This window comes from Mesorhizobium sp. M0664 (assembly GCF_040320565.1).
In the GTDB taxonomy this organism is placed as follows: Bacteria; Pseudomonadota; Alphaproteobacteria; order Rhizobiales; family Rhizobiaceae; genus Mesorhizobium.
In genome coordinates, this window is sequence record NZ_JAMYPW010000002.1 from 105,389 (window position 1) to 128,209 (window position 22,821).

General features: G+C 63.6%; 21 protein-coding genes. 10 read left to right on the plus strand and 11 right to left on the minus strand.

Going from position 1 to position 22,821, the window contains the following annotated elements; genetic code table 11:
- The 9 genes from NKI39_RS03250 to NKI39_RS03290 form a co-directional block, all read right to left on the minus strand.
- The gene (locus tag NKI39_RS03250; protein WP_352502552.1) at positions 1-1,374 is read right to left on the minus strand and encodes an amidohydrolase family protein; all 1,374 of its coding nucleotides are present in this window, start codon (positions 1,372-1,374) and stop codon (positions 1-3) included.
- A gap of 39 nt (positions 1,375-1,413) precedes the next feature.
- Positions 1,414-2,982 (minus strand): GMC family oxidoreductase, encoded by a 1,569-nt coding sequence (locus tag NKI39_RS03255; RefSeq protein WP_352502551.1) that lies wholly within the window; start codon positions 2,980-2,982, stop codon positions 1,414-1,416.
- 7 nt (positions 2,983-2,989) lie between these two features.
- The gene (locus NKI39_RS03260; RefSeq protein ID WP_352830661.1) at positions 2,990-3,598 is read right to left on the minus strand and encodes a thiamine pyrophosphate-dependent enzyme; all 609 of its coding nucleotides are present in this window, start codon (positions 3,596-3,598) and stop codon (positions 2,990-2,992) included.
- On the minus strand, positions 3,595-4,095 hold the full coding sequence (locus NKI39_RS03265; protein ID WP_352470589.1) for a thiamine pyrophosphate-binding protein: 501 nt from the start codon (positions 4,093-4,095) through the stop codon (positions 3,595-3,597). Before NKI39_RS03265 ends, NKI39_RS03260 begins: the two co-directional genes overlap by 4 nt.
- A gap of 90 nt (positions 4,096-4,185) precedes the next feature.
- Positions 4,186-5,106: a LysR family transcriptional regulator gene (locus tag NKI39_RS03270; RefSeq protein WP_352502549.1), complete on the minus strand. Its 921-nt coding sequence runs from the start codon at positions 5,104-5,106 to the stop codon at positions 4,186-4,188.
- Positions 5,107-6,909, minus strand: coding sequence for an adenine deaminase (locus NKI39_RS03275; RefSeq protein WP_352830663.1), 1,803 nt, complete (start codon positions 6,907-6,909; stop codon positions 5,107-5,109).
- 36 nt (positions 6,910-6,945) lie between these two features.
- Positions 6,946-7,581: a glutathione S-transferase family protein gene (locus tag NKI39_RS03280; RefSeq protein WP_352502547.1), complete on the minus strand. Its 636-nt coding sequence runs from the start codon at positions 7,579-7,581 to the stop codon at positions 6,946-6,948.
- The gene (locus tag NKI39_RS03285; RefSeq protein ID WP_352502546.1) at positions 7,578-8,273 is read right to left on the minus strand and encodes a Rieske 2Fe-2S domain-containing protein; all 696 of its coding nucleotides are present in this window, start codon (positions 8,271-8,273) and stop codon (positions 7,578-7,580) included. Before NKI39_RS03285 ends, NKI39_RS03280 begins: the two co-directional genes overlap by 4 nt.
- 23 nt (positions 8,274-8,296) lie before the next feature.
- Positions 8,297-8,623 carry a hypothetical protein gene (locus tag NKI39_RS03290; RefSeq protein ID WP_352830664.1) on the minus strand — a complete coding sequence of 109 codons (327 nt, stop codon included), beginning with the start codon at positions 8,621-8,623 and terminating at the stop codon, positions 8,297-8,299.
- Positions 8,624-8,823: 200 nt separating this feature from the next.
- Between NKI39_RS03290 and add the strand changes: the two genes are divergently transcribed.
- From add to guaD, 8 genes are all read left to right on the plus strand, one after another.
- Positions 8,824-9,864, plus strand: coding sequence for an adenosine deaminase (gene add, locus NKI39_RS03295; RefSeq protein WP_352684648.1), 1,041 nt, complete (start codon positions 8,824-8,826; stop codon positions 9,862-9,864).
- Positions 9,865-9,891: 27 nt separating this feature from the next.
- The gene (locus tag NKI39_RS03300; protein WP_352830665.1) at positions 9,892-11,010 is read left to right on the plus strand and encodes a BMP family ABC transporter substrate-binding protein; all 1,119 of its coding nucleotides are present in this window, start codon (positions 9,892-9,894) and stop codon (positions 11,008-11,010) included.
- Between the two features lie 115 nt (positions 11,011-11,125).
- Positions 11,126-12,730: an ABC transporter ATP-binding protein gene (locus NKI39_RS03305; RefSeq protein ID WP_352502596.1), complete on the plus strand. Its 1,605-nt coding sequence runs from the start codon at positions 11,126-11,128 to the stop codon at positions 12,728-12,730.
- 2 nt (positions 12,731-12,732) lie between these two features.
- Complete coding sequence (locus NKI39_RS03310) at positions 12,733-13,785, plus strand: ABC transporter permease (protein WP_502898539.1); 1,053 nt, start codon at positions 12,733-12,735, stop codon at positions 13,783-13,785.
- Between the two features lie 10 nt (positions 13,786-13,795).
- The gene (locus NKI39_RS03315; RefSeq protein ID WP_023674225.1) at positions 13,796-14,731 is read left to right on the plus strand and encodes an ABC transporter permease; all 936 of its coding nucleotides are present in this window, start codon (positions 13,796-13,798) and stop codon (positions 14,729-14,731) included.
- A gap of 7 nt (positions 14,732-14,738) precedes the next feature.
- Entirely contained in the window at positions 14,739-16,139 is a 1,401-nt protein-coding gene (locus NKI39_RS03320) for an 8-oxoguanine deaminase (RefSeq protein ID WP_352768631.1), read from the plus strand.
- Between the two features lie 23 nt (positions 16,140-16,162).
- On the plus strand, positions 16,163-17,026 hold the full coding sequence (locus tag NKI39_RS03325) for an aromatic ring-hydroxylating dioxygenase subunit alpha (RefSeq protein WP_352470599.1): 864 nt from the start codon (positions 16,163-16,165) through the stop codon (positions 17,024-17,026).
- Between the two features lie 100 nt (positions 17,027-17,126).
- Complete coding sequence (guaD, locus tag NKI39_RS03330; RefSeq protein WP_352830667.1) at positions 17,127-18,494, plus strand: guanine deaminase; 1,368 nt, start codon at positions 17,127-17,129, stop codon at positions 18,492-18,494.
- 77 nt (positions 18,495-18,571) lie between these two features.
- Here guaD and NKI39_RS03335 read toward each other — a convergent pair whose 3' ends face one another.
- Both NKI39_RS03335 and NKI39_RS03340 read right to left on the minus strand, forming a co-directional pair.
- A complete protein-coding gene (locus NKI39_RS03335; RefSeq protein WP_352830669.1) occupies positions 18,572-19,627 on the minus strand; it encodes an alpha/beta fold hydrolase in 1,056 nt (351 codons plus the stop codon).
- A 345-nt stretch (positions 19,628-19,972) separates the two neighbouring features.
- Entirely contained in the window at positions 19,973-20,557 is a 585-nt protein-coding gene (locus NKI39_RS03340; RefSeq protein ID WP_352830671.1) for a glutathione binding-like protein, read from the minus strand.
- Positions 20,558-20,917: 360 nt separating this feature from the next.
- On the opposite strand from NKI39_RS03340, the gene petA reads away from it, so the two are divergent.
- Entirely contained in the window at positions 20,918-21,499 is a 582-nt protein-coding gene (gene petA, locus NKI39_RS03345) for a ubiquinol-cytochrome c reductase iron-sulfur subunit (RefSeq protein ID WP_502895671.1), read from the plus strand.
- A 16-nt stretch (positions 21,500-21,515) separates the two neighbouring features.
- Positions 21,516-22,811, plus strand: coding sequence for a cytochrome b (locus NKI39_RS03350; protein ID WP_352470602.1), 1,296 nt, complete (start codon positions 21,516-21,518; stop codon positions 22,809-22,811).
- Positions 22,812-22,821 lie beyond the last annotated feature (10 nt).

Genomic DNA, 22,821 nt, shown 5'->3' on the forward strand with positions numbered 1-22,821 from the left:
TTATTGAGTCCATTGCAGGCTGCCGCCGGAATTCTGGGCAAGGAAAGCGGCGCGCCGGGCGAACAGGCCAGGCGCGACGCGATGGATTTCGGCGATGATCTCGCGCAGGTCGCCGGTGCGCAGCGCGCCGTCCTCGGCCAGGATCTCGCCATCGACCATCGTCAAAGACACGTCGCTGCCGCGCACGGCGTGGACAAGATTGTGATGGAAGTTGAAATAGGGTCCGTCGCGGAAGACCGGCGTCATGCGCGGCGTATCGGTGCGGACCGCGATGATGTCGGCGCGCTTGCCGACTTCAATCGAGCCGATCTCGTGGTCGAGACCGATCGCCCTGGCGCCGAGAATGGTGGCCATGCGCAGCACCTGCCAGCTATCCATGGCGGCGGCGTCGAGGTCCTTGAGCTTGCCCAGCAGCGAAGTCACCTTCATCTCTTCGAACATATCGAAATTGTTGTTCTCCTTCTCGCCGTCGGTGCCGATCCCGACAGGCACGCCGGCCTTCAGCATCTCGGCCACCAACGCGATGCCGCTTGCCAGCTTCATGTTGGAAACAGGATTGTGGGCCACCGAAACGCGGCGCTTGGAAATAAGCTCGATCTCTTCCCGATCGAGCCAGACGGCGTGGGCGATCATGGCGCGCGGCGTTTCGAAGAAGCCAAGGTCGTCCAGCGCGAACATCGGGCGTTTGCCGTAGCGCCGCTTAAATTCCGCGATCTCGATCTCGGCCTCGCTGCAATGCGTGTGGAAGCCGGTGTCGTGTTTCCTTGCGAGTTCGATCGCCCGGCGCTGGCCGGCCCCGTCGGCATAAAACAGATGCTCCAGCCCGACCCACACATTGATACGGCCGCCCGCCTTGCGATGCCAGCCCTCGATCATCGCCTCGTTCATGTCGAGCGTGTCGAAGTAGTTGTAGTCGGGATGCTCGCCGACGTAAGGCACGGCGACCAGGCGGTTGCCGATCGCCTCGGCCGCCCTGGCGCTGCCTTCCATGAACCGCCACATGTCGACGACGGTGGTCGTGCCGCCGAGCACGGATTCCGCGTAGCAGAGCCACGATGCCGCCTCGGCCTCGTGCGGCTGCAGCACGCGATGCATCGGATTGATATGGAGCGTCAGCCAGTCCCAAACCGGCAGGTGCTCCGCCGTGCCGCGCAAAAAACCGGAATGCGCATGCGCATTGACCAGCCCAGGCAAAAGCACCGCATTGTCGAGTTTCTTCACGGCCACGGCCGGATACGCAGCGCGCAATGCTGCGAGTGCGCTGACCGCGGCGATACGACCATCCTCGACCAGCACGGCGCCATCAGGCAACACGTGGTTATCTTCATCCATGGTGAGCAGCGTGTCGGCAGCGAGGATGAGACCTTGGGTCATCGCGGGTACTCCGTGTGCGGTCCGTCGGTCATGACATCCTCAAGCTGCCGCCGCGAGCAGGAAATCGGCGGCGCGCTCGCCGATCATCGTGGCGGGCGCGTGGGTGTTGCAGGTCGGGATCGTTGGGATCACCGAGGCATCGGCAACGTGCAGGCCGTCCAGCCCGTGCACGGCGAGACGGCTGTCGACGACGGCCATCGCGTCCTCGCCCATCTTGGCTGTTCCGCAGGTGTGGAAGAACGTCGTGCACGCCTCGCGGATGAAGGCGATTGTCTCGGTGCGGGTCAGTCGGCGGTCAGGTGCGGCAAAGTTGCGGAAGACACCGGCGTTCGCCTTTGCAGCCGCCATCTCCATCACCATCTCGACCGCAGTGACCATGGCGTCGAGATCTTCCGGTTCCGCCAGAAAGTTCGGTTGGATTTCGAGCGGTCCGCCGGGCTTGCCGTCGAGCAACTTCAAGTGCCCGACGCTCTTCGAGCGCATCAGGCCCGCACCGAAGGAAAAGACATCGCCGGATAGATCGTAGCGCGCGCGGATCGCCGGTTCGGCGCTGTTGCCCTGGACGGGGAAGGCATGCAGGTCGGGCTGCGGCAGGTCCGGCCGCGACTTCCAGTTGACCATCGAGCCACCGCCATTGCCCACTATCGGTCCGATCGGTCGCTTCGCGCGGAAGACGCAGGCCTGCGCCAGCGGATGGTCCTGAAGATTCCTGCCGACACCCGGCAGGGCGCGAACGAGCGCAATGCCAAGGCGCTGCAGTTCGATCGGATCGCCGATGCCCGACAGCATCAGCAGGCGCGGCGTGTCGATGGCCCCGGCCGCGAGCACGATGCTCTCTTGCGCGCGCGTTTCGCAGATTTCGCCGCCGACGAGGTGCTTGACCGCGACGCATCGGCTGCCTTCGACCGTCAGGCCGATGGCCGCGGATCCGGTCAGCACCGTCAGCATCGGGTGATCCAGGATCGGCACGAGATAGCCCGTCGCCGAACTCCAGCGCTTGCCGTCGCAGATGTTGAAATTCGCGGCCGCCGCCCCCTCGTTGCTGGGGCCGTTCGGATCGTCGATTACGGGGATGCCGATTTCGGCCGCGCCATCGATCAGCGCCTGCGCGACCGGGTGCAGCGCCGCCGGCCGCTCGATATGGAGCGGACCGCCCGCTCCGCGAAACTCGCTTGCACCGTCGCGCCAGTCCTCGCAGCGCCGGAAATAGGGCAGCACGTCGGCGAAGCTCCAGCCCTTGGCGCCGCCAGCCTCCCAGGCATCGTAATCTTGCGGATGGCCGCGATACCACATCATCGCGTTGATGGCGCTTGAGCCGCCAAGCAGGCGCCCGCGCGGGATGCCGATGGTACGCCCATTCACCCTCAGTGTCGGAGCATAATCATAGCCCCAGTCATAGGTGCTGCGGCCAAGCGGCACCCACTTGCCGGGGTCCTCGATCTCTTCGAACCCAAGACCCGTCGGGCCGGCCTCGATCAGGAGGACGTCGGCGCCGGCATCGACCAGTCGCCGCGTCACCGCACAGCCACCGGAACCCGAGCCGACCACCACGTAATCGTAGCTGCGTTTCAGTGCGCGTCGGGGGACGACAGGTCCGAGGGTGCCCATGATCTCGTCAGTTGTGCTCGCTCGGGCCCATGATGACGATGCCTTCGCTCGCCTCGACATGGCGGACGAAGATATACTTGTCCTCGCGGCCGTCGCTGTGTTTGCGCTTGATGTCCGGCTGGACCGTTCCCGAGACCTTGGCGACCACCACATAGGGTGCCTCCATGGCGAGCCCCCTTGCACAATGTGCGTCGAACTCCTCCACCGTGCGCGCCGTATGGGCGTTCTCGACGCCGGCGCCGCGCGCGATCGCGGCAAGGTCGACGCGGCCCAGCGCCGTATGGGTCGGCGGGCCGCCGATCGACTGGTAGCACTCATTGTCCCAGACCACGACGAAGAGGTTCTTCGGATGCTCGTTTCCGAGCGTGGCCAGGATGCCCAGGTTGAAGAGCAGGCCGCCATCCGTATCGAGCGAAATGACGCGGCGGTGCGGCAGGCCGGCGGCGAGCCCGAAGGCCTGCGGCGTGACGCAGCCGAGTTGCTGCTGGAACAGGCTCGCCTCGCGCATATGCGGCGCGGCGTTGTACCACTCGTCGACGCTGCCGCCGAGCGAAAGGATCACCAGCTCATCCTTCAGCCGCGCGGCGAGCGCCTTCATGCAGTCGAAGCGTCTCACCGCACCACCTCGCCGCCGAGCGCCACAGCCGAATGGTAATAGGACGCATAGGACCAGGAATAGGCGTCAAGGATGGCGCGCTCGATCTTCGCCTCCTCCGTGACGATCCGGTACGGCACGCGCAGCGCGTTCAGCACCGGCTCCATGGTGATGCCATGCGGGACTGCCCACCAGTTGTTCTCGCCGAGCTCGCCGCGATAGCTCATCAGCATCATGACCGGGATGCCGGCTCCAAGGCCCATGCGGGCCAGCGGCTCGACCGAGGCGCGCAAGCCGGAATTTTCCATGACCAGCGCCGCGCGCTTGCCCGACAGGAAGACCCCGCCACAGATCGCCGCGCCCTCACCCTCGTTGGTGACGCGGATCGTGCGAATATCCGGATCGGCATCAAGGGCCGGGTAGAGCTCCTTGAACAGCGAATCGGGCAGGTAGCAGACGATGCTCACTCCCGCCCGCTTAAGCCCCCGAATGACCGCGTCGACCGCACTCTGCTTCATGACATCCCCTTCGGCCGGGAAGTCTCGCAAAGCTCAGTTGTTCGAGATAGGGACAAATTACTCTCTTTATCGATGCGCAAAATGCAACAACTAATCATGCAACGCCTCGACCATGCGGGCCAGCAGCGCGGCGAATGCGGAGGCCGCATCCGACATTTCGCGTTCCAGCCGGGCGAGCAGCATCAGCCGGTGCGGGTTCATGCGCGAATCGCGCAACGGCACGAAAACGAGCGATCCGTCAGCCACTTCCGGTTCGATGCCGAGCTTGGTGCGAAGCACCACGCCGAGGTTGAGGCGCACCATCTCGGTCATCAGTCCGATCGAGTTGGTCCGTGACCGTCGCGTGATGTCGATCATGGAGCGCCCGATCGCATCGTCGATCGAAATGCCCAAAGCAAGGCTGTTGTCCGAGACGATGACCTGTTCGCCGGCAAGATCGAACAGCTTCACTTCCTTGCGGCCGGCAAGGCGGCTGTCCGGATGAGCGACGACGCCCAGCGGCAGAGGCGTGCTCGCGATCTTGCGCACGTTGCGCGGCACGCGCACGTCGAAAGCAAGCGCCAGATCGCATTCGCCGTCGGCAACCGCATCGCAGGCGCGCTGCGACCCGGCGACATGCACATCGACCGATATCTGCGGGTGGCGCTTCCAGAATTCCTTCAGCGCGTTCGGCACCAGCCCGCGCGCCGCGCTCTCCACGATCGCCACGGACAACGAGCCGCGGTTGAGGCCACTGAGATCATTGATCTCGGACGAGGCGCGCGCCAACTCGGTGATGCTCTGACGCGCGTGGTAGAGCAGAAGCTCGCCTGCGCTGGTCAGTTTCAGTCGCTGGCGCACACGCTCGAAGAGCGGCGTGCCCAGTTCGTCCTCCAGGCCCTTGATGACGCGACTGATGGAGGATGGCGCCACGTTGAGCGCCTGCGCGGTCTGGCGAACCGAGCCCAGCCGCGCGACCATTTGGAAATAATGGATGCGCGGTGAGACCAGCCCAAGTCGGAAGGGATCCACTCAGGCGGCCTCAAAGGCGGGGACGATCTCCATTTCCGGCACCAGCACGAGACCTTTGTCGGTGATACGGATTTCGGGGATGACCGAGAGCGGGATGAGGTTGAAGCCCATATAGGGAATGCAGCAGCCGGCCGCCTCCCATTCCCGTTTGAGGATCTTCACCTCCTCCGCGACCTCAGTGACGCGCTTGTCGGACAAAAGGCCGGCGATCGGCAGTTCAACCATGGCAGTCACTTTGCCGTCGACGACGACACAGACGCCGCCTTGCGTTTCCTCGATCGCCCGCAGCGCCACCTGCATGTCGGCCTCGTTGAGGCCGGCGATGATGATGTTGTGGCTGTCGTGACCGACAGACGATGCGACGGCGCCGCGTCGCAGCGTGAAATCGCTGAGCAGCCCGTAGGCGACGTTGCCGTCCGACTTGCCATGGCGCTCGACCACAGTGACGAAGCACAGGCCGTGGCGGTCGAAATGGTTCTGCCAGTCGTTGGACGGATCGAGCGTGATCTTCTGGTGGCCGAGCGTGATCCCCGGCAGTTCGGTGCGGATGGTATGCGCCACCACCTTGGCGGTTGGCAGGTCCGGCGTCAGCTTGATCTGCTTCGGCAGCTTCACTGTGTGGTAGGCCGTGTCCGGATAGCGGTAGCGGGTCGAGAGGGCCTGGTCGAGCAGCGGCGTGATCCTGCCGTCATCGACGACGAGTTCGCCGCCATACCACGTGCTGACCGGATCGAAGCCGTCGTCGAGCAGCACCAGGTCGGCACGGCGGCCACCACCTAGGCCTCCGATTTCGCCTTCCATTGCAAAGCGCGTCGCGCCATGCAGCGAGCCCATCGACCAGGCCTGCTCCGGCGTCATGCCGGCCTTCATCGCCTCGCGCGTCACCCAGTCCAGGCCGAAGAGCATCAGGTCGTCAGCATCGCGGTCGTCGGTGCAGACCGCGATGCGCTTATGCGAGGCTCCGAGTTCCGTAATCGTCTTGATCGCTGCGGGCAGGCTGTGCCACGGTGTCGTCGGCGGGCCGCCACGCAGGAACAGCCAGATGCCGGCCTCGAGCATGTCGTCGGCGATCTCGCGGTCGATAGCCTCATGGGTATCGGTGACGCCGGAGGCCGCATAGGCCGACACGAATTCGCGTCCATAGACGTGTCCCGACACCGGGCGGCCGCGTCTCAGCGCCGCAGCGAGGATGGCATGGCTGCGTTCATCGCCCATAGCCACTGGCACGAAATCCATCTTCTCGCCTAGCGCCACGGCTTCCGGCCATTTGTCGAACAATGCGCCGATCTTCTCGGCTGTCAGGTCGCCACCGGCCGTCTCCAGCAACGGCGAAGTTGCCGGGACGGTGCTCGGAACCGTCAGGAAAATGGACAACGGCGCCAGGCGCGCGTCCTCCAGCATCGCCTCGATGCCAGCAACGTCCATGACGTTGCCGATCTCGTGGCTGTCGCAGAAGAGGGTCGTGGTGCCGTTGAGCAGCGCCGCCTCGGCATAGGCGCAGGCCGTCACCATCGAGGATTCGATGTGGACGTGCGGATCGACCAGGCCGGGGGCGACGATGCCGCCCCTGGCGTCATATATCCTGGCGCTGCCGCCCTTATAAGTGCCGGCCGGCTTCACAGCGGCGATCCGCCCTCCCGACAACCAGATCTCGCGGCCTGGAAGCACGCGCTCCGAATAGGTCGACAACACGCGTGCGCCGGCAATGACCAGATCGGGATCGGCTCGCCCGGAAGCGACGCCGGCCAGCCGCCGGGTCATGGACGAGAGCGGCTGGACGGAAAAGCGCGTGAGAGAGGTCATTCTGTTGCTTGCCTCGTTCTCGTCGAATGTTGGGCGTCAATGGTAATCGGGGATGCCCGGCATGGTCGTGAAGCCGGGAACCGCGCGGAAGCGACGCACCCAGCGGCGCAGCGCCGGATACTCGTCATGGTCGACGCCGAAATCGCGGCTCAGCGCAAACGCCGGAAAAAGCGCGATGTCGGCGATGGTCGGGCGGTCCGCAGCGAACCATTCTTTCTTCTCGAAACCCCGCGCGGTCATATGGTCGTCCATGGCGCGGAGTGCGTGCGCGGCACCGGCCCGCAGCGCAGCCTCGTCGCCGCCGGCGCCGAACATGGCATGGCGGCGCGCGGCGCTGGCAACGCCGAGATCGCCGGCCGCGAAGAAAAGCCACTGCATCACCTTGGCGAAATCCGAACCATCCGCCGGCAGCCATGCACCCGTTGAATCGTGGCTGCGCGCCAGATGGACGATGATGGACTCGGCGCCGAACATCGTCACCTCGTCGTCGCGGAGAATGGGCAGGCTGCCCGCCGGGTTCATGGCCAGGAATGGCGGCGTCTTCTGCTCCGCCCCCGGAAATGCATCGACTGCAACGGTCTGCCATTCCAGGCCGAGCATGGAAAGCGCCAGCCGCACCTTGTAGCAGTTTTCGTCCAGCTCGTAGTTGTAGAGCGTGATCCTCGCCATCATGCAGCCCGCGTCGTCGAGGTCGCGCCGGTACGCCCGGTCTCGAGATGATGACGCAGCTCGCTCGTCCAAGCGAAGAAATGCTTCTGCCCCTTGCCGGCATACTTGGCTGCCGGTCCGTCAATCACGACGTGCAGGGCCGATCGTTTGTCGGTCAGTTCCTGCAGGCCAAGAAGCAACGTGTCTTCGCCGACCGTCAGGCTGAACAGCATCCCGCTCAGCGCCTTCAGATCAGCGAGCCCGGATCCGCGGGAGAAGGGCCTGGGCGGCATGGCCCTCACGACATCGATCACCATTGCGGCGGGACTGTCGAGATACAGGCTGCGGACCGGCACCACCTCCTCTGGCAAGGCAGGCAGTTCGGGTAATGCTGCTGCCGGATCCAGTGCCGTCCAGACTATCCCAGCCGCCTCGGCCGATCTGTGGGCAGACACGGTAATGGACGCCGGCACCCTGAGATCGGGGTGGGCCGGAATGTATCGGCACTGGCCGGCCGCATCGTACTGCCAGCCGTGATAAAGACAGGCAATATGATCGCCGCGGACAAAACCGAAGCTCAGCTTCATACCGCGATGCGGGCAGCGATCCTCCCACACATGCGCTGCGCCACTGTTGTCGCGCCACACCACCAGCTCGTTTCCGCCAAGGCGGATTCCGGCCGAACTGCCCGGCTCGATCGATCCCGACAGCGCCACTGGGTGCCATCCAGCCCGTATCGTCATTCTGCGTCTTTCCCTCTGGAATATTCCCAAATTTCGGCCCGTTCGCAGTCCATCACCAGACAGTCGATTGGCCCCAAGCTACATGCCATCTCGAAGGCATCGATGAGATCGGGCTGGCCCGAAACCTGGACGACAAAAAAATCGTCCTTGGCTTCGTGCACCAGCAGATCGAGATTGAGCCGAGCGGCACGCCTGTCGGCGAACTCGCCAAAGCTCGACGACACCAGTCGGCCGATGAAGCGCAGGCGCGTTGTTTGAGGCGGAGGCGCAGGGTTCTGCGCTTCCCGTAGGTGCTTCATGCCTATATTTCTCCCGGCCTGCATATTTTTTAAGCAGTTTTAGAATGTGTCTAGTTAGGCATCATTTTTTGGCTTGTGCAAGCCCCGCTTCCCTGACATCTGTTGCGTATCAGGTGATCGGACAGTTGGAAAAAGCCGCGATTATCGAACAACTCGGCAGCCGTCCGTCGCCCAAGAAAACCAGGTACGGCTTTGGGGTTGCCGATCCGGGCGAGTGAGCGTCGATGTCGTTGTCAAGTTTCATTCAGCTCATGCCGAAGGTCGAGTTGCACTTGCACCTCGAGGGCGCCGTATCCGCGGAGACATTCGCCGAGCTGGCGGCGCTGAACGCGGTGCCGCTGCCGGACGGCAGACTGACATCGGAGCTCTACAGCTACGGCAACCTGCTGGATTTCCTGAAGATTTACGATCTGGTTTGCGCCTCGATCAGGACTGCGGACGATTTCTCTCGCATCACCTTCGAGGCACTGGAGCGCTGCGCTAAAGCCGGTGCGCGCTACGTCGAACTGTTCTTCAGCCCGCATGCGCATCTGGCTCATGGCGTGGCCTATTCGACTATGCTCGAAGGCATCCTCGACGGCTTTCACCGCGCAAAGGAGCGCTATGGGCTTATGGCAAAGCTGATACCGGCGCATGCGAAGCCGCTCGGCGCGGCAGGTGGCGAGCGCTTCCTGGACATGGTTCTGGCCGAGCGCCCGGCTGAGGTGATCGGCATCGGCTTCGATTACGACGAACGCCCGAACCCGCCGCCGATGTTTGCGCGCATCGTCGAGCGAGCGCGGGCTGCCGGGCTCAATGTCACCAACCATGCGGGCGAGGATGGCCCGGCGGACTATGTCCGCGATACCGTCGACGTCCTCGGCCTGAGACGGGTCGACCACGGCTACCATGTCGTCGACGATCCGGCGCTGATGGAGCAGTGCAAGGAGATGGGCATCGTCTTCACCTGCTGTCCGAGCACGACGCTGGCCACCACCGTCTGGCGTGACCTCGCCGCGCCCGACCACGCGATCCGCCGCATGATCGAGGCCGGGCTTACCGTGACGATCCACTCCGACGATCCGCCCATGTTCGCCACGACGCTCGACCGCGAATACGCGCTGATCGCCGAAAATTTTGCGCTCGGGCCGTCGGCACTGAAGCGGATCGCGCTGGCTGGCCTGTCCGCAGCATGGCTCGATGACGACATCAAGCAGGCATGGTCGGCCGACTGGTCGGCAGAAATCGACCGCCTCATGGAAACCGAACTGTCTCTCCCGAACTGAACACGACACGGAACAAAGGACCGAAGCATGATCCTGCGCAATCTCTCCCGCCGAGGCTTCCTCAACATGGGCGCCGCGGCCGGCGCCTCGCTGCTCCTGCCGAAATCCGGCCTTATCACGCCCGCCAATGCACAGACGCCGCTCGCCGCCGTCGCCGAGGAAAACGCGGTCATCGCCTTCGGCCACACCGGTCCGGTGACCGATGAAGGCTGGACCTGGAGCCACGACCAGGGCATGAAGGCCGTGCAGGAAGCGTTCCCGAAGCTGAAGACGCTGTTCGTCGAAAGCATCCCCTATTCGGCCGACGCGACCCGCACCTTCCGCCAGTTCGTCTCGGAAGGTGCCAACATGGTGTTTGCCACCTCCAACTATGGCGACTTCCTCTACGACGTGGCCAAGCGTTCGCCGGACGTCGCCTTCTATGAATGCGATGGCCGCAACCCGCTCGAAAATCTCTCGACCTACTATCTCGCCCACTGGTACCCGACCTACGTCACCGGTGTCGCCGCGGGCCTGATGAGCAAGAGCGGCAAGCTCGGCTACGTCGCCTCCTTCCCTGTTCCGTCGGTCTTTTCCGGCACCAATGCCTTCCTGATGGGCGCCCGTTCGGTCAATCCCAACGCCACGATGCAGACCATCGTCATCAACTCGTGGTTCGATCCGCAGGCTGCCACCCAGGCCGGCACCGCGCTCATCGACAACGGCGCCGACCTTCTGTTCGGCATCATGGACGAAGCAGGCTATCTGCAGGTGGCCGAGCAGCGCGGCGCGAAGGCCGTGATGTGGAATACCGACATCCGCCGCTACGGGCCGAAGGCCTACGTCTCCTCGATCGCCATCGACTTCAAGAAATTCTATGTCGACCAGGTGCGCCTGCGCCTCGAAGGCAAGTGGACGCCATGGCAGACCATCCTGCCGATGGGCGGCGGTATCGACCGCGATGCCTGGGGCGAGACGGTGCCCACCGAGGTCGCAAATCAGGCCGATGCCGTGCGCGACAAGATTCTCGGCGGCTGGAGCCCGTTCGAGGGCGAGATCAAGGACACCAAGGGCAACGTCAAGGTGGCTGCCGGCCATCGCATGACCGAAGAGGAACTCTACAACTGGGATTGGTCGATCGAAGGCGTCAGCGGCCTCCAAGCGTAATCCTGAAAGATTGCAGAGTTTTCGGATAGCCTATGCGGCAGAAGGCAAAGAGCTAAGCGGGATGAATGATTTTGTTCCAGTTCATCATGCTTCGAGCGAGCACCGCTACGGCGGCATGGAGGTGCCGTCCACCTCCCCGGGACGTTACGAGCCTGGCTCCGGCGCGCCGCCGCTCGTGCTGCTCAAGGGCATCAGCAAATATTTCCCCGGCGTCGTTGCCAACCAGGACGTCGACCTGGACGTGATGCCGGGGGAGATCCACGCCTTGCTCGGCGAGAATGGCGCCGGCAAATCGACCTTGATGAACATCCTCACCGGCATCTATCAGCCGGATGCCGGTGAGATCGTCGTCGACGGCTATGCCAAGCGTTTCGCATCTCCCGTCGATGCAATCTCCGCCGGTATTGGCATGGTCCACCAGCATTTCAAGCTGGTGACCGCCTTCACGGTCGCCGAGAATATTCATCTCGGCTGGTCCGAAACGCCCAAGCGTATTGGCTCGTCGGTGCTCGAGGCGCGGACTGCCGCACTGGCCGAGAAGCTGAACCTCGCGGTACGGCCATCCGCGCGCGTCGCCGATCTTTCGACCGGCGAGCAGCAGCGCGTGGAAATCCTGCGCGTGCTCGCGCGCAATGCCCGTGTTCTGATCCTCGACGAGCCGACTGCAGTGCTTACTCCGGCGGAAGCGCGCGAGCTCTTCAAGGCGCTCAAGCAGTTCGTGTCCCGGGGCAATGCGGTGATCTTCATCAGCCACAAGCTCGACGAGGTCCTGGAAATATCAGACCGCATCACCGTGCTGCGCGGCGGCCGCAAGGTGGCCACCGAAAATACCGCGGACTGCGGCGAGAAGATGCTGGCGCGCCTGATGGTTGGCCGTGAGATCGTGCTCAGCAATCTGCGTGCCAGGCAGCCAGGCGCGGCCGGCATCTCCGCCGAGCCGGTGCTCAGCCTCCAATCCGTCGTCGCGCGTGACGACGTGGGCGGCATCCTTCTCGACGAGGTTTCGCTCGACATCCATGCCGGCGAGATTCTCGGCATCGCCGGTGTGGCCGGCAACGGCCAGAAGGAGCTGACCCAGGTCGTCACCGGCTTGCGGCCGATCCACTCGGGCCAGATACTGCTCGGCGGAAAGGGCGTCACGACCGCCGGCGCGGTCGATTACGCGAAGTTCGGCGTCGGCCACATTCCCGAAGACCGGCTGCACAGCGGCCTGGCGCCGGCGCTTTCAATCACCGACAACGCCATAATCCGCGAATATGCGTCGGCGCCTGTTTCAAAGGGCTTCGCGTTCCGACCGCGCCTAGCGGCTGCTCTTGCGCGCGCGATCGCCGAAGCGGCATCCGTTGCGGTGCCCAATTTCGGCATGCCCATGCGCAACCTTTCCGGCGGTAATCAGCAGCGCCTCGTCGCACGCCGCGAGATGCGCATCGCAAGCAAGGTTCTGATCGCCGCCTATCCGAGCCGTGGCCTCGATGTTGGAGCGATCAACACGATGATGCACTATCTCGTCGAATTGCGCGATGCCGGCGTCGGTGTGCTCTTCATTTCCGAGGAGCTGGAAGAGCTGTTCAACCTGTCGGATCGCATCGCCGTGATGTTCCATGGCAGGATCATGGGCGCGGTGGAGACTGCCTCCACCGACATCGAGGAAATCGGCCTGATGATGGGCGGGCAGATGCGGTCCAGTGCTGGCGCCCAGGCCGCTGCCGGGAAGCACTGACCTTGGCGATCAAGCTCCAGCGCGTTCCATCCGCGCAGCCCTCCGTTGCCTTTGCGGCACGTGCCCTGGCGATCGTGCTGGCGCTGGGGGTCGCCGGCCTGGTTCTGGCCGCTCGCGGCAATGCTCCCGTCGAACTCGCCTGGGAGGTGCTCAACTCGACTTTTGGCTCGAGCTTCGGGCTGGAAGATGTCGGACTTCTGGTCACTCCCCTGATCCTGACCGGTCTGTCGGTCTGGGTAGCGCTGAGAATCGGCGCCTGGAACATCGGCGCGGAGGGCCAATTCTATGCCGGCGCCTTCAGCGCCACGGCAGTCGCGCTGTTCATTCCCGGCCCGACCTGGCTGATCCTGCCTGTTATGTTCATCGCTGGCGCGCTCGGCGGGCTGCTCTGGATACTGGTGCCGACGCTGGCGCGCGCCTACGCCGATGTCAGCGAACTCATCACCACCCTGCTTCTGAATTTCGTGGCGACGCTGATGGTCTATTACGTCGCCACCGGACCATGGCTCGACCCGAGCGGCCATGCGCTCGCGACCACTGCACGTCTGCCGCATGACGTGCCTGAATTCTGGGGTATCGTGCACTACGGTTTCCCGCTGGCGATCCTGCTCACTTTTGTCATCGCAGGACTGCTCAACTACACGCGCTGGGGTTACGAGGTGCGGGTCGCTGGGTCGAACCCGAGCGCGGCGCTTTATGCGGGCATGCCGTTCCGCCGCCGCCTGGTCGTCGTCCTGCTGATGTCGGGAGCGATCGCCGGCATCGCCGGTATGCTGGAAGTAGCTGGCACGGTGCATCGCCTGCAGGGCGGCATCTCCAACAATTTCGGCTATCTCGGCATCATGGTCGCGGTGCTGGCGCGCGGTTCCTCACTTGGCGTGCTCGCAGGCGCGGCTTTGATGGGCGTCATCCTGAATTCGGGCATCATCCTGCAGACGCAAGGCATCACCGTCTCGGCCGTGCTCGCCATCACCGGACTGATCCTGTTCTTCACGGCGATCGGCAACGAACTCGCTCACTACCGCATCACGCGGACCGAACCGGTCGCGAGCTGAGGAAACACCCATGGACATGATCGCCGGATTGATCCAGACCTCCATTCTCGCCGGCGGCGTGCTGGCGCTGGCGGCGCTGGGCGAGACGCTCTCCGAGCGCGCCGGCGTCGTCAATCTCGGCGTCGAAGGGCTTATGGCGCTCGGTGCAATCACTGGCATCGCGGTCGTCGTCGCCACGCCGCACCCTATGCTCGGCTTCGTCCTTGCGCTTGCCGTCGGTTTCCTCGTTGGCTGCGTCTTCGCTCTTGGCACCGTCGTCGTCAAAGCGAACCAGGTGTTGTGCGGCCTGGCGCTGACGCTGATGGGCACCGGCATGGCCGCAACGATCGGTCGCGCCTATTCCGGCATGCCGGCGCCGGCGACCTTCGCGCCGATCGCTATTCCCTATCTTAGCGACATCCCGCTGCTCGGTCGCGCGATCTTCACGCAGAACATCCTTGTCTACCTGATCTACATCGTCCTGCCGGTTGTGCTGCACTACATCATGTTCCGCACGCGCCACGGGCTGAACATGCGCGCGGTGGGCGAAAACCCCGCGGCAGCCGACGCCGCCGGCATTTCGGTGCAAAGCATCCGCTTCTGGTATGTCGCCGCGGGCTCGGCGCTGGCGGCCGGCGCCGGCGCTTACCTCACGCTTGCCTTCGTTCCCTCCTGGTCGGAAGGCGTCGTGGCCGGCCGCGGCTGGATTGCCGTCTCTCTCGTCATCTTCGCAGGCTACCGGCCCCTCAACGCCGTGCTGGCCGCTCTGCTGTTCGGTCTCATCACCTCGCTCGGCTTCGTCGGCCAAGCACGCAACTGGCCGATCGCGGCGCCGATCCTGTCGATGCTGCCCTATCTCGGCACGATCGCCCTGATCATCGTGCCGGTGCTTGCCTGGCAGCGCATGCGCCGGGTAATGGCCGCGCCGGCTGCTCTCGGCGAACCCTATTTCCGCGACATGCGTTGAGACCGTCATGCCCCGCCTGCTTGTCAAGAACATCGATCTGCTCGCCACCTTCGACGGTACGCGCCGCGAGATTTCCGACGGCGCCTTGTTGATCGACGACAACGTCATCGAAGCGGTCGGCACCACCGCGGAACTCAGTGCCTCCAGTGCCGACGAGGTGCTCGACTTATCGGGCCATGTCGTCATGCCGGGCATGGTGAACACGCATCATCATATGTACCAGAACCTCACCCGTGTGATGGCTCAGAACGACGAGCTGCTTGTCTGGCTGAAGACGCTCTATCCGATCTGGGCCGAGCTCGACGACGATGCGATAGGCGTCTCGGCGCGCGTAGCGATGGCCGAGCTCATCCATTCGGGCTGCACGACCAGCTCCGATCACCTCTACATCTTGCCCAACAACTGCACGCTCGACGCGACGATCGGTGCGGCCCGCGATATCGGTCTGCGTTTCCACGCTGCGCGTGGAGCCATGTCGCGCGGCGAAAGCCAGGGCGGCTTGCCGCCGGATCGCTGCGTCGAAAAGGAAGAGGATATCCTGAAGGATGCCGAACGGCTGATCGGCGGCTATCACGACGCGTCGCGGCATTCAATGAGCCGAATCATCCTGGCTCCTTGCTCGCCTTTCTCGGTGACTCCGGAGTTGATGCGCGATGCGGCATCGCTGGCGCGCAGCCACAAGGGCGTGAACCTGCATTCGCACCTTGCCGAAGAGCTTTTCGAGGAGAAGTACTGCCTCGAAATCTATGGCAAACGGCCGGTCGAGTTCGCCGAATCCGTCGGCTGGCTCGGTGACGACGTCTGGTTCGCCCACTCGATTTTCATGACCAGCGACGAGATCGACCGCTTCGCCGAAACCGGCACCGGGGTCGCCCATTGCCCGTCGGCTAACATGCGCTGCGGCCAGGGCATCGCGAAAATCCGCGAGATGCTCGACAAGGGCGTGAAGGTCGGCCTTGGCGTCGACGGCTCGGCCTCGAACGACACGTCGAACCTGTTCATGGAAGCGCGGCTGGCGCTGATGCTTCAGCGTGTCGCGCCGCACCACTACCTCTCCGAAAAGCCCGGCGGCCGCGGCGGTTTCGGCGGCACGCCGACGGCGCTGTCCGCGCGCGAGGCCCTCGAAATGGCGACGCGCGGTGGCGCTGCCCTGCTCGGCCGCAATGACATCGGCCATCTCGCGCCCGGCATGTGCGCCGACTTCATCGCGGTCAAACGCAGCCAACTCGGCCTTTCCGGCACCGAGCGCGACCCGCTCGCCGCGCTGGTGCTTTGCGGACCCTTCAAGGTCGACTATTCCTACATCAACGGCCGGCAGATTATCGCGAGAGGCGACTTCGCCTCTTTCGATGTCGAGGCGGCGATGGCCGACCACCGGGCCGTGATGGACCGCATCTATCGGCAGTGAGATAGCACAGGAAGGACGCAACAATGACGATTAAGCGAGCTGCGGAGCAGGCGGCCCTCGACCAATGGTATTGCATTGACGCGCTGAACGAGATTCCGGTCGGCACGATGCCGAACCGGCTTCTGGGCGTCGATCTGTTGGTAGCCCGCGATACGGCAGGCCCGGTCAATGTGTCGCGTGCCGGCGACGGCAGCCAAGTCCCGGCCAAGGAACGCTACGGCTATCTATGGATCACGCTCGGCATGCCGGCCGGCGATGTGCTGTCGATCCCGGAGGCCTATGAGGACGATCGCCGGCCTGTCGTTTGCGGAGCGATCGCGGTAAAGGCGTCCGGCCTGCGCATCGTCGAGAATTTCCTCGACATGGCGCATTTCCCCTTCGTCCATACCGACATATTGGGCGCCGAGCCGCACACGGAAGTGCGGCATTACACAACCGAAATCCGCCGCGACGTGGATGAGGTGTGGGCGACCAACTGCGAATTCTTCCAGCCGCAGGCAGCACTCTCGGCGACCGGCGGCATCATGACCCAATACATGTACCGGGTCGCCAATCCTTTCGCGGTGATGCTCTACAAGACCTGCCCCAACTCGGCTACCCGGTGGGACGTGATCTGTCTGTTCGTGCAGCCCCTCGATCCGGACCGCTGCCGCGCGCACCCCGTCATGTTCCTGATCGACGACGTATCGACCACGACCGAACTTGTGCAGTTCCAGCAGCTCATCTTCCTGCAGGACCGCATCATCCTGGAGAACCAGCGGCCACTTCTTTTGCCGCTCGAGCCGCGCGCGGAAATCCCGACGCGGGCCGACGGCTCGTCGATCGCCTATCGCCGCTGGCTGAAGGAGAAGGGCATCACCTACGGCACGACGGCGCAAGCCGCATGAGCGGCAGCCCTTCCGATATTGTCATCGGCATCGACGGACGGGCAATCACGCTCTGGCGCTTCGCGACGGCAGTGCGTAGCTGTTCTTCGGCGGAGGACAGGTGAGCGACCTGAGCGGCAAGACGCTTCTGGCCAGCGGCTTTCACGCGCCGGAGCGCGGGCTCGTGGAAGAGTTGCTCCATGCCCTGATCGCAATCGATCAATCAGGCATCATCGCCTCGGTGCTGCAGCCGCATGATGCCGGCTATGACGAGGCGCTGGAGGCCGCGCGCCGGACCGGTTCGCTGGCGACCTTGCCGGCGCAGAGTTATCTGCTGCCCGGCTTCGTCGATCTTCACGTGCACGCGCCGCAATATCCGCAGCTCGGCAGAGCGCTGGACGTGCCGCTCGAGGCCTGGCTCCACAAACACACGTTTCCCCTGGAGGCGCGCTACGCCGATCTCGCCTTGGCGCGGTGCAGCTACGGCCTGCTGGTCGACGACCTGATCGCTAACGGCACGACCACAGCGCTCTATTTCGCAACCATCCACCAGGACGCGACAAGGCTGCTCGTCGACATTTGCCTCGAACGTGGGCAACGTGCGCTGGTCGGTAAAGTGGCGATGGACAATCCCGACGAGTGCCCGGCCTATTATCGCGATACCTCGGCGGACGCGGCCATCGATGGCACGCGCGCTCTGATCGACTACGTGCATGGGCATCCGGACAATGCCACGGGACGGGTAAAGCCGGTCATTACGCCGCGCTTCATCCCCTCCTGTACCGACGCCGCCCTCAAAGGGCTCGGCACGCTTGCGCAGGAATGCGGCTGCCATGTGCAGACGCATTGCTCGGAGAGCGACTGGGCGCATGGCTACGTGCTGCAGCGCCACGGGATCAGCGACACGTCTAGCCTTGATCGCTTTGGCCTGCTGCGCGCCGGCAGCGTGCTCGCGCACGCCAATTTCATTACGCTTGCCGACATGGAGACGATCCGCGTGCGCAAGGCGGCCGTGGCGCACTGCGCCGTCTCCAACGCCTACTTCGCAGGCGCCGTGTTCCCGTTGAGGGCGGCCCTCGAGAAGGGTGTCAAGGTCGGGCTCGGCACCGACATTTCCGGGGGACCGAGCGCCTCGATGTTCGATGCGATGCGCGCGACGGTCATGTCGTCGCGCATGCTGGAAACCGGCACCGACCCGGCGCTAGCGGCCGAGACGCGCGGCACGGCCGGAACAGCACGCGTCGACTTTCGCGAGTCCTTCCACCTGGCGACGGCAGGCGGTGGCGCGGCACTCGGCTTGCCTGTGGGGCGATTCTCGCCTGGCTACCATTTCGATGCGATCCTGGTCGACACCGCCGCGCCCAGAGGCACAATTCACCTGTGGGACGAACTCGACGACGGCGACGGCATCCTTCAGAAGATCGTCTACTCCGCTTCCAGGGCCAACATCGCGTCGGTCTGGGTCGGCGGGAGAGCTGTTCTCGCCTAAGCGGACCGGAGGCTGTGCCGAGAACCAGGACTCTTCCCGTTTTATTCCTTGCGTCGGGGGCACGTCATGGATTTTGATCAGTATTCGCCGACGTCGATGACAGCCTGGGCAAAGGCTTGCGGGGCTTCTTGAGGCAAGTTGTGGCCGATACCGCCGGTGATGATCCGGTGCGTGTATCTGCCCGAGAATTTCTTGGCGTAGGAACTGCTGTCGGGATGGGGTGCGCCATTGGCATCGCCCTCAAGGGTAATGGTCGGCACTGTGATCACGGGAGCTTCGGCCAGCCGGTTTTCCAGAACGTCATATTCCGGCTCGCCCGGTGCCAGGCCGAGCCTCCAACGGTAATTGTGAATGACGATGCTGACGTGATCCGGGTTGTCCAGTGCTGCGGCGCTGCGCTGGAAGATGTCATCATCGAAATTCCACTGCGGCGAAGCGAGTTGCCAGATGAGTTTGGCGAAATCGCGCGTGTATTTCTCGTAGCCGGCGCGGCCGCGATCCGTGGCGAAGTAATACTGATACCACCATTGAAGCTCCGCCTCCGGTGCCAGCGGCACCATGCCGACCTGCTGATTTCCGATGAGATAGCCGCTCACCGAGACGATCGCCTTGCAACGCTCAGGCCAGAGCGCGGCAACGACATTGGCCGTTCGAGCGCCCCAGTCGCAGCCGGCGATCGTGGCCTTTTCGATCCCCAGCGCATCCATCAGGGCGATCGTATCCGCGGCGAGCGCCGACTGCTGGCCGTTGCGCATCGTCTCGTCCGACAGGAAGCGCGTAGTGCCGTAGCCGCGCAGGTAGGGCACAATCACGCGGTACCCCTTTGCGGCAAGCAGGGGAGCGACATCGGCGTAGGTGTGAATGTCATAAGGCCAGCCATGAAGCAGGATCACTGGGGCACCTTCGGCGGGCCCCAGCTCCGCATATCCGACGCTCAGATTTCCGGCATTGACCTGCCCGAGCGAGCCGAATGATTTCTGCGTGGCTTGCGTAGCAGATGCCCTCGCCTCGACCGTCCAAGTGGCCGCCGGCTCGCTCAAGCCGAGTTCGGTGGCGGCGAACGTCATTGCTGCAGCACCAACAATGCGCCGGCGGCGATGATCGACCGTGTCGGGAGCCTTACTCGCATTCATGATGAAGCCTCTGTAATGACCAACAAGCAGGAACGACCGGACCGCCCGCCTCATCGGCCGACAGGAAATGTTGCCTATTTCGATGGTGACTGCGGGCGGCGGACCAACCACTGTAACACTCGGCCAGGAGGCAGTGCGGCGAACTCTGAGTGAATGCCGGTCAGGTCAAGCGTTTCCTCGATTTCCCTCCTCAGAAATTCGAGACCTAGGCCGTCCCCGCGCTTGGAAGCGGCTGGATGTAGATGTAGCATCCGCAGGAACGGCAGCATGAGAATGACTCCTGATCTTCTGTTTGGGCGAGAGGACATGTTGCATCTGGTCTTATGCTCGAAGTCGCCCTCGGCTTCAGACGAGGCCCTCACGATCCATTGCGATGCGCACGGCCGGTCGGGCAGCCATTCGGACGCGAAGGGCTTGCAAAGGCGCGGGAACAGGGACTTGGAAGCGGGCCGCCCAAAGCAGCATCACGAAAAGATAAAAATCCGCGACGCTGGGCTTGTCGCCGAACAGATAGTCGGTCTCGAGCCCGTCAGCGACGAACTCGAGTTGGCTCGTAATCGTCGCGCTCGCCCTGGCCTTTTCGGCATCGCTGCTTTGGTGCCACATCGGCTTGAAGCTTCGGTGTATTTCAGTTGAGATGTAGGTCAGCGCTTCGAGAAGGCGGGTACGGCCCAACGGCCCCGCCACTGCCAGTGGCGGGTATTGCGACGCAATCCAGTCGAGGACGGTGATATTTTCCGTCAGCGTTTCGCCGCTATCCAGCACGAGGGCTGGAACATAGCCCTTGCGCGTGACGGTAGTGAAATCATCCCCGGAGCCTGTCCGTTTGGTCTTGAGGTTCACACTTTCGCGCTCGAAGGAAACACCGGCCTCTTCCAGAGCGATGTGGTCCGCCAGGCTGCAGGCGAGAGGGCTGTAGTAGAGTTTCACCGCTTTTCCCTTTTCTGAACCCGATTGAATCCCGCAATTGGTCGTCGCCGAGCGGAAAACCTGCCCCGCGCCACGCGAGACAACCGCTCCAGAAACTCGCACTTGGCGGAGACGACGACTACGACACCGACAGCTAGACGTGCCTATGCCGAGGTATGGTCGGACTGAAGTTCGGGATCGCCGTGCGCAATGCCGGGACGTATGCCAGCTCAGCGGCCAACGGTTATCTGGAGGAATCCAGAACCTTCCATGATGGCATCATCGCCGGCCCGGCCAGTCCTTCGCTCAGGAAATCCTAAACGAAAGTATTGGACGCACGTGCCGTTGGCACGATGGCTCACACCCGGCCACGGCCGGCATATTCCGCGCGGCACGAGCAGACTGGAAACGCGAAAGCCGTGGTCTGACTTTTGCTCGATTGCCACCAACGCGATGACGCAGCTTCCGACAATAGGAGTCGCCATCATGGCCGACCTTTCCGAAACCTCCACAGCCGAGCACACATTGCGCGTCGAGGCGCCCGCCGCGATCGAGGTCGACGTCTCCTCGCTGACGCCGGGAACGTCGCTGATCGTCGACTGGCACGGCAAGCCGGTTGTCGTGCGCAACCGCACCGAAAAAGAGAGGAAGGACGGCCAGGCAGTCAGTCTCGCCGAGCTCAAGGATCCAATTGCCCGCAACGCCAACCTGCCGGCCGATGCGCCGGCAACCGACGCCAATCGAACTATGCCGGGCAAGGAAGCCTGGGTGGTGATGATCCAGGTCTGCACCCATCTTGGCTGCATCCCGCATGGTCAGGAAGGCGATTTCGACGGCTGGTTCTGCCCCTGCCATGGTTCGCAATACGACACTGCCGGCCGCGTCCGGAAGGGGCCGGCACCCGAGAACATGGCGGTACCGGTGTTCCAATTCGTTTCCGACACCAAGATCCGTATCGGCTGAGGCAGGGGGCATTTCGATGAGCGGCGGCAAACACTCGACCTATACGCCCAAAACCAGAATCGAACGTTGGTTCGACGCCCGCCTGCCGCTGCCGCGGCTGGTCTATGACAGCTTCATCGTCTATCCCGTCCCGCGCAACCTGAACTATGCCTATACGTTCGGCGGCATTCTCACGATCATGCTGGTTTCACAGATCCTGACCGGCATCGTGCTGGCGATGCATTACGCCCCTGATACGGGGCTGGCCTTCAACTCGGTCGAGCAGATCATGCGCGACGTGAATTCGGGCTGGCTGCTGCGCTATCTCCATTCCAACGGCGCGTCGTTCTTCTTCATTGCCGTCTACCTCCACATCTGCCGCGGGCTCTACTATGGTTCGTACAAGGCGCCGCGTGAGCTGCTGTGGGTGCTCGGTTGCACCAACCTCCTGCTGATGATGGCGACGGCCTTCATGGGCTACGTGCTGCCTTGGGGACAGATGTCGTTCTGGGGCGCTACTGTCATCACCAGCTTTTTCACCGCCATCCCACTGATCGGCGACTGGCTCCAGCAGCTTTTGCTCGGCGGCTTCGCGGTCGATAATCCGACGCTGAACCGCTTCTTTGCGCTGCATTACCTGCTGCCATTTGTGCTTGTGGGCGTGGTGACCTTGCATATCTGGGCGCTTCACGTCGTCGGCCAGAACAATCCGACCGGCATCGAGGTCAAATCGAAAACCGATGTCGTGGACTTCACGCCCTATGCCACCGTCAAAGATGCCTTCGGCATCCTCGTGTTCCTGTTCTTCTTCGCCTATTTCGTCTTCTACCTGCCGAACTACCTCGGCCATCCCGACAACAACAGCATCGCCAATCCGCTGAAGACGCCGGCCCACATCGTGCCGGAATGGTACTTCCTGCCGTTTTATGCGATCCTGCGGGCCATCACCTTCAATATCGGGCCGATCGATTCCAAGCTCGGCGGCGTGCTCGCGATGTTCGGCTCGATCGCCGTGCTGTTCCTGGTGCCGTGGCTCGACACCTCGAAGGTGCGCTCGGCGGTCTATCGGCCCTGGTACAGGGTGCTCTTCTGGCTGTTCGTTGCCAATGCCCTCTTTCTCGGCTGGCTCGGCTCCCGGCCGGCGGAAGGCGCATACGTCGTCATGTCCCAACTGGCGACGCTTTACTATTTTGCGTTCTTCATCATCGCCATGCCGGTGCTCGGGCTGATCGAAAAGCCGCGACGGCTGCCGAATTCGATCACCGAAGCAGTTCTCGAAAAAGACAAGGCCAGCGCCAGAGGCCCGATCGCCGGGCCGGAGACCAAACGTTGAACCGGGCATC

What these genes read in the sequence shown, in the direction of transcription:
- NKI39_RS03250 (WP_352502552.1), bottom strand. Translation starts at nt 1,374, where the DNA reads ATGACCCAAGGTCTCATCCTCGCTGCCGACACGCTGCTCACCATGGAT.
- NKI39_RS03255 (WP_352502551.1), bottom strand. Translation starts at nt 2,982, where the DNA reads ATGGGCACCCTCGGACCTGTCGTCCCCCGACGCGCACTGAAACGCAGC.
- NKI39_RS03265 (WP_352470589.1), bottom strand. Translation starts at nt 4,095, where the DNA reads ATGAAGCAGAGTGCGGTCGACGCGGTCATTCGGGGGCTTAAGCGGGCG.
- NKI39_RS03275 (WP_352830663.1), bottom strand. Translation starts at nt 6,909, where the DNA reads ATGACCTCTCTCACGCGCTTTTCCGTCCAGCCGCTCTCGTCCATGACC.
- NKI39_RS03280 (WP_352502547.1), bottom strand. Translation starts at nt 7,581, where the DNA reads ATGATGGCGAGGATCACGCTCTACAACTACGAGCTGGACGAAAACTGC.
- NKI39_RS03290 (WP_352830664.1), bottom strand. Translation starts at nt 8,623, where the DNA reads ATGCAGGCCGGGAGAAATATAGGCATGAAGCACCTACGGGAAGCGCAG.
- add (WP_352684648.1), top strand. Translation starts at nt 8,824, where the DNA reads ATGTCGTTGTCAAGTTTCATTCAGCTCATGCCGAAGGTCGAGTTGCAC.
- NKI39_RS03300 (WP_352830665.1), top strand. Translation starts at nt 9,892, where the DNA reads ATGATCCTGCGCAATCTCTCCCGCCGAGGCTTCCTCAACATGGGCGCC.
- NKI39_RS03305 (WP_352502596.1), top strand. Translation starts at nt 11,126, where the DNA reads ATGGAGGTGCCGTCCACCTCCCCGGGACGTTACGAGCCTGGCTCCGGC.
- NKI39_RS03315 (WP_023674225.1), top strand. Translation starts at nt 13,796, where the DNA reads ATGGACATGATCGCCGGATTGATCCAGACCTCCATTCTCGCCGGCGGC.
- NKI39_RS03320 (WP_352768631.1), top strand. Translation starts at nt 14,739, where the DNA reads ATGCCCCGCCTGCTTGTCAAGAACATCGATCTGCTCGCCACCTTCGAC.
- NKI39_RS03325 (WP_352470599.1), top strand. Translation starts at nt 16,163, where the DNA reads ATGACGATTAAGCGAGCTGCGGAGCAGGCGGCCCTCGACCAATGGTAT.
- NKI39_RS03335 (WP_352830669.1), bottom strand. Translation starts at nt 19,627, where the DNA reads ATGAATGCGAGTAAGGCTCCCGACACGGTCGATCATCGCCGCCGGCGC.
- NKI39_RS03350 (WP_352470602.1), top strand. Translation starts at nt 21,516, where the DNA reads ATGAGCGGCGGCAAACACTCGACCTATACGCCCAAAACCAGAATCGAA.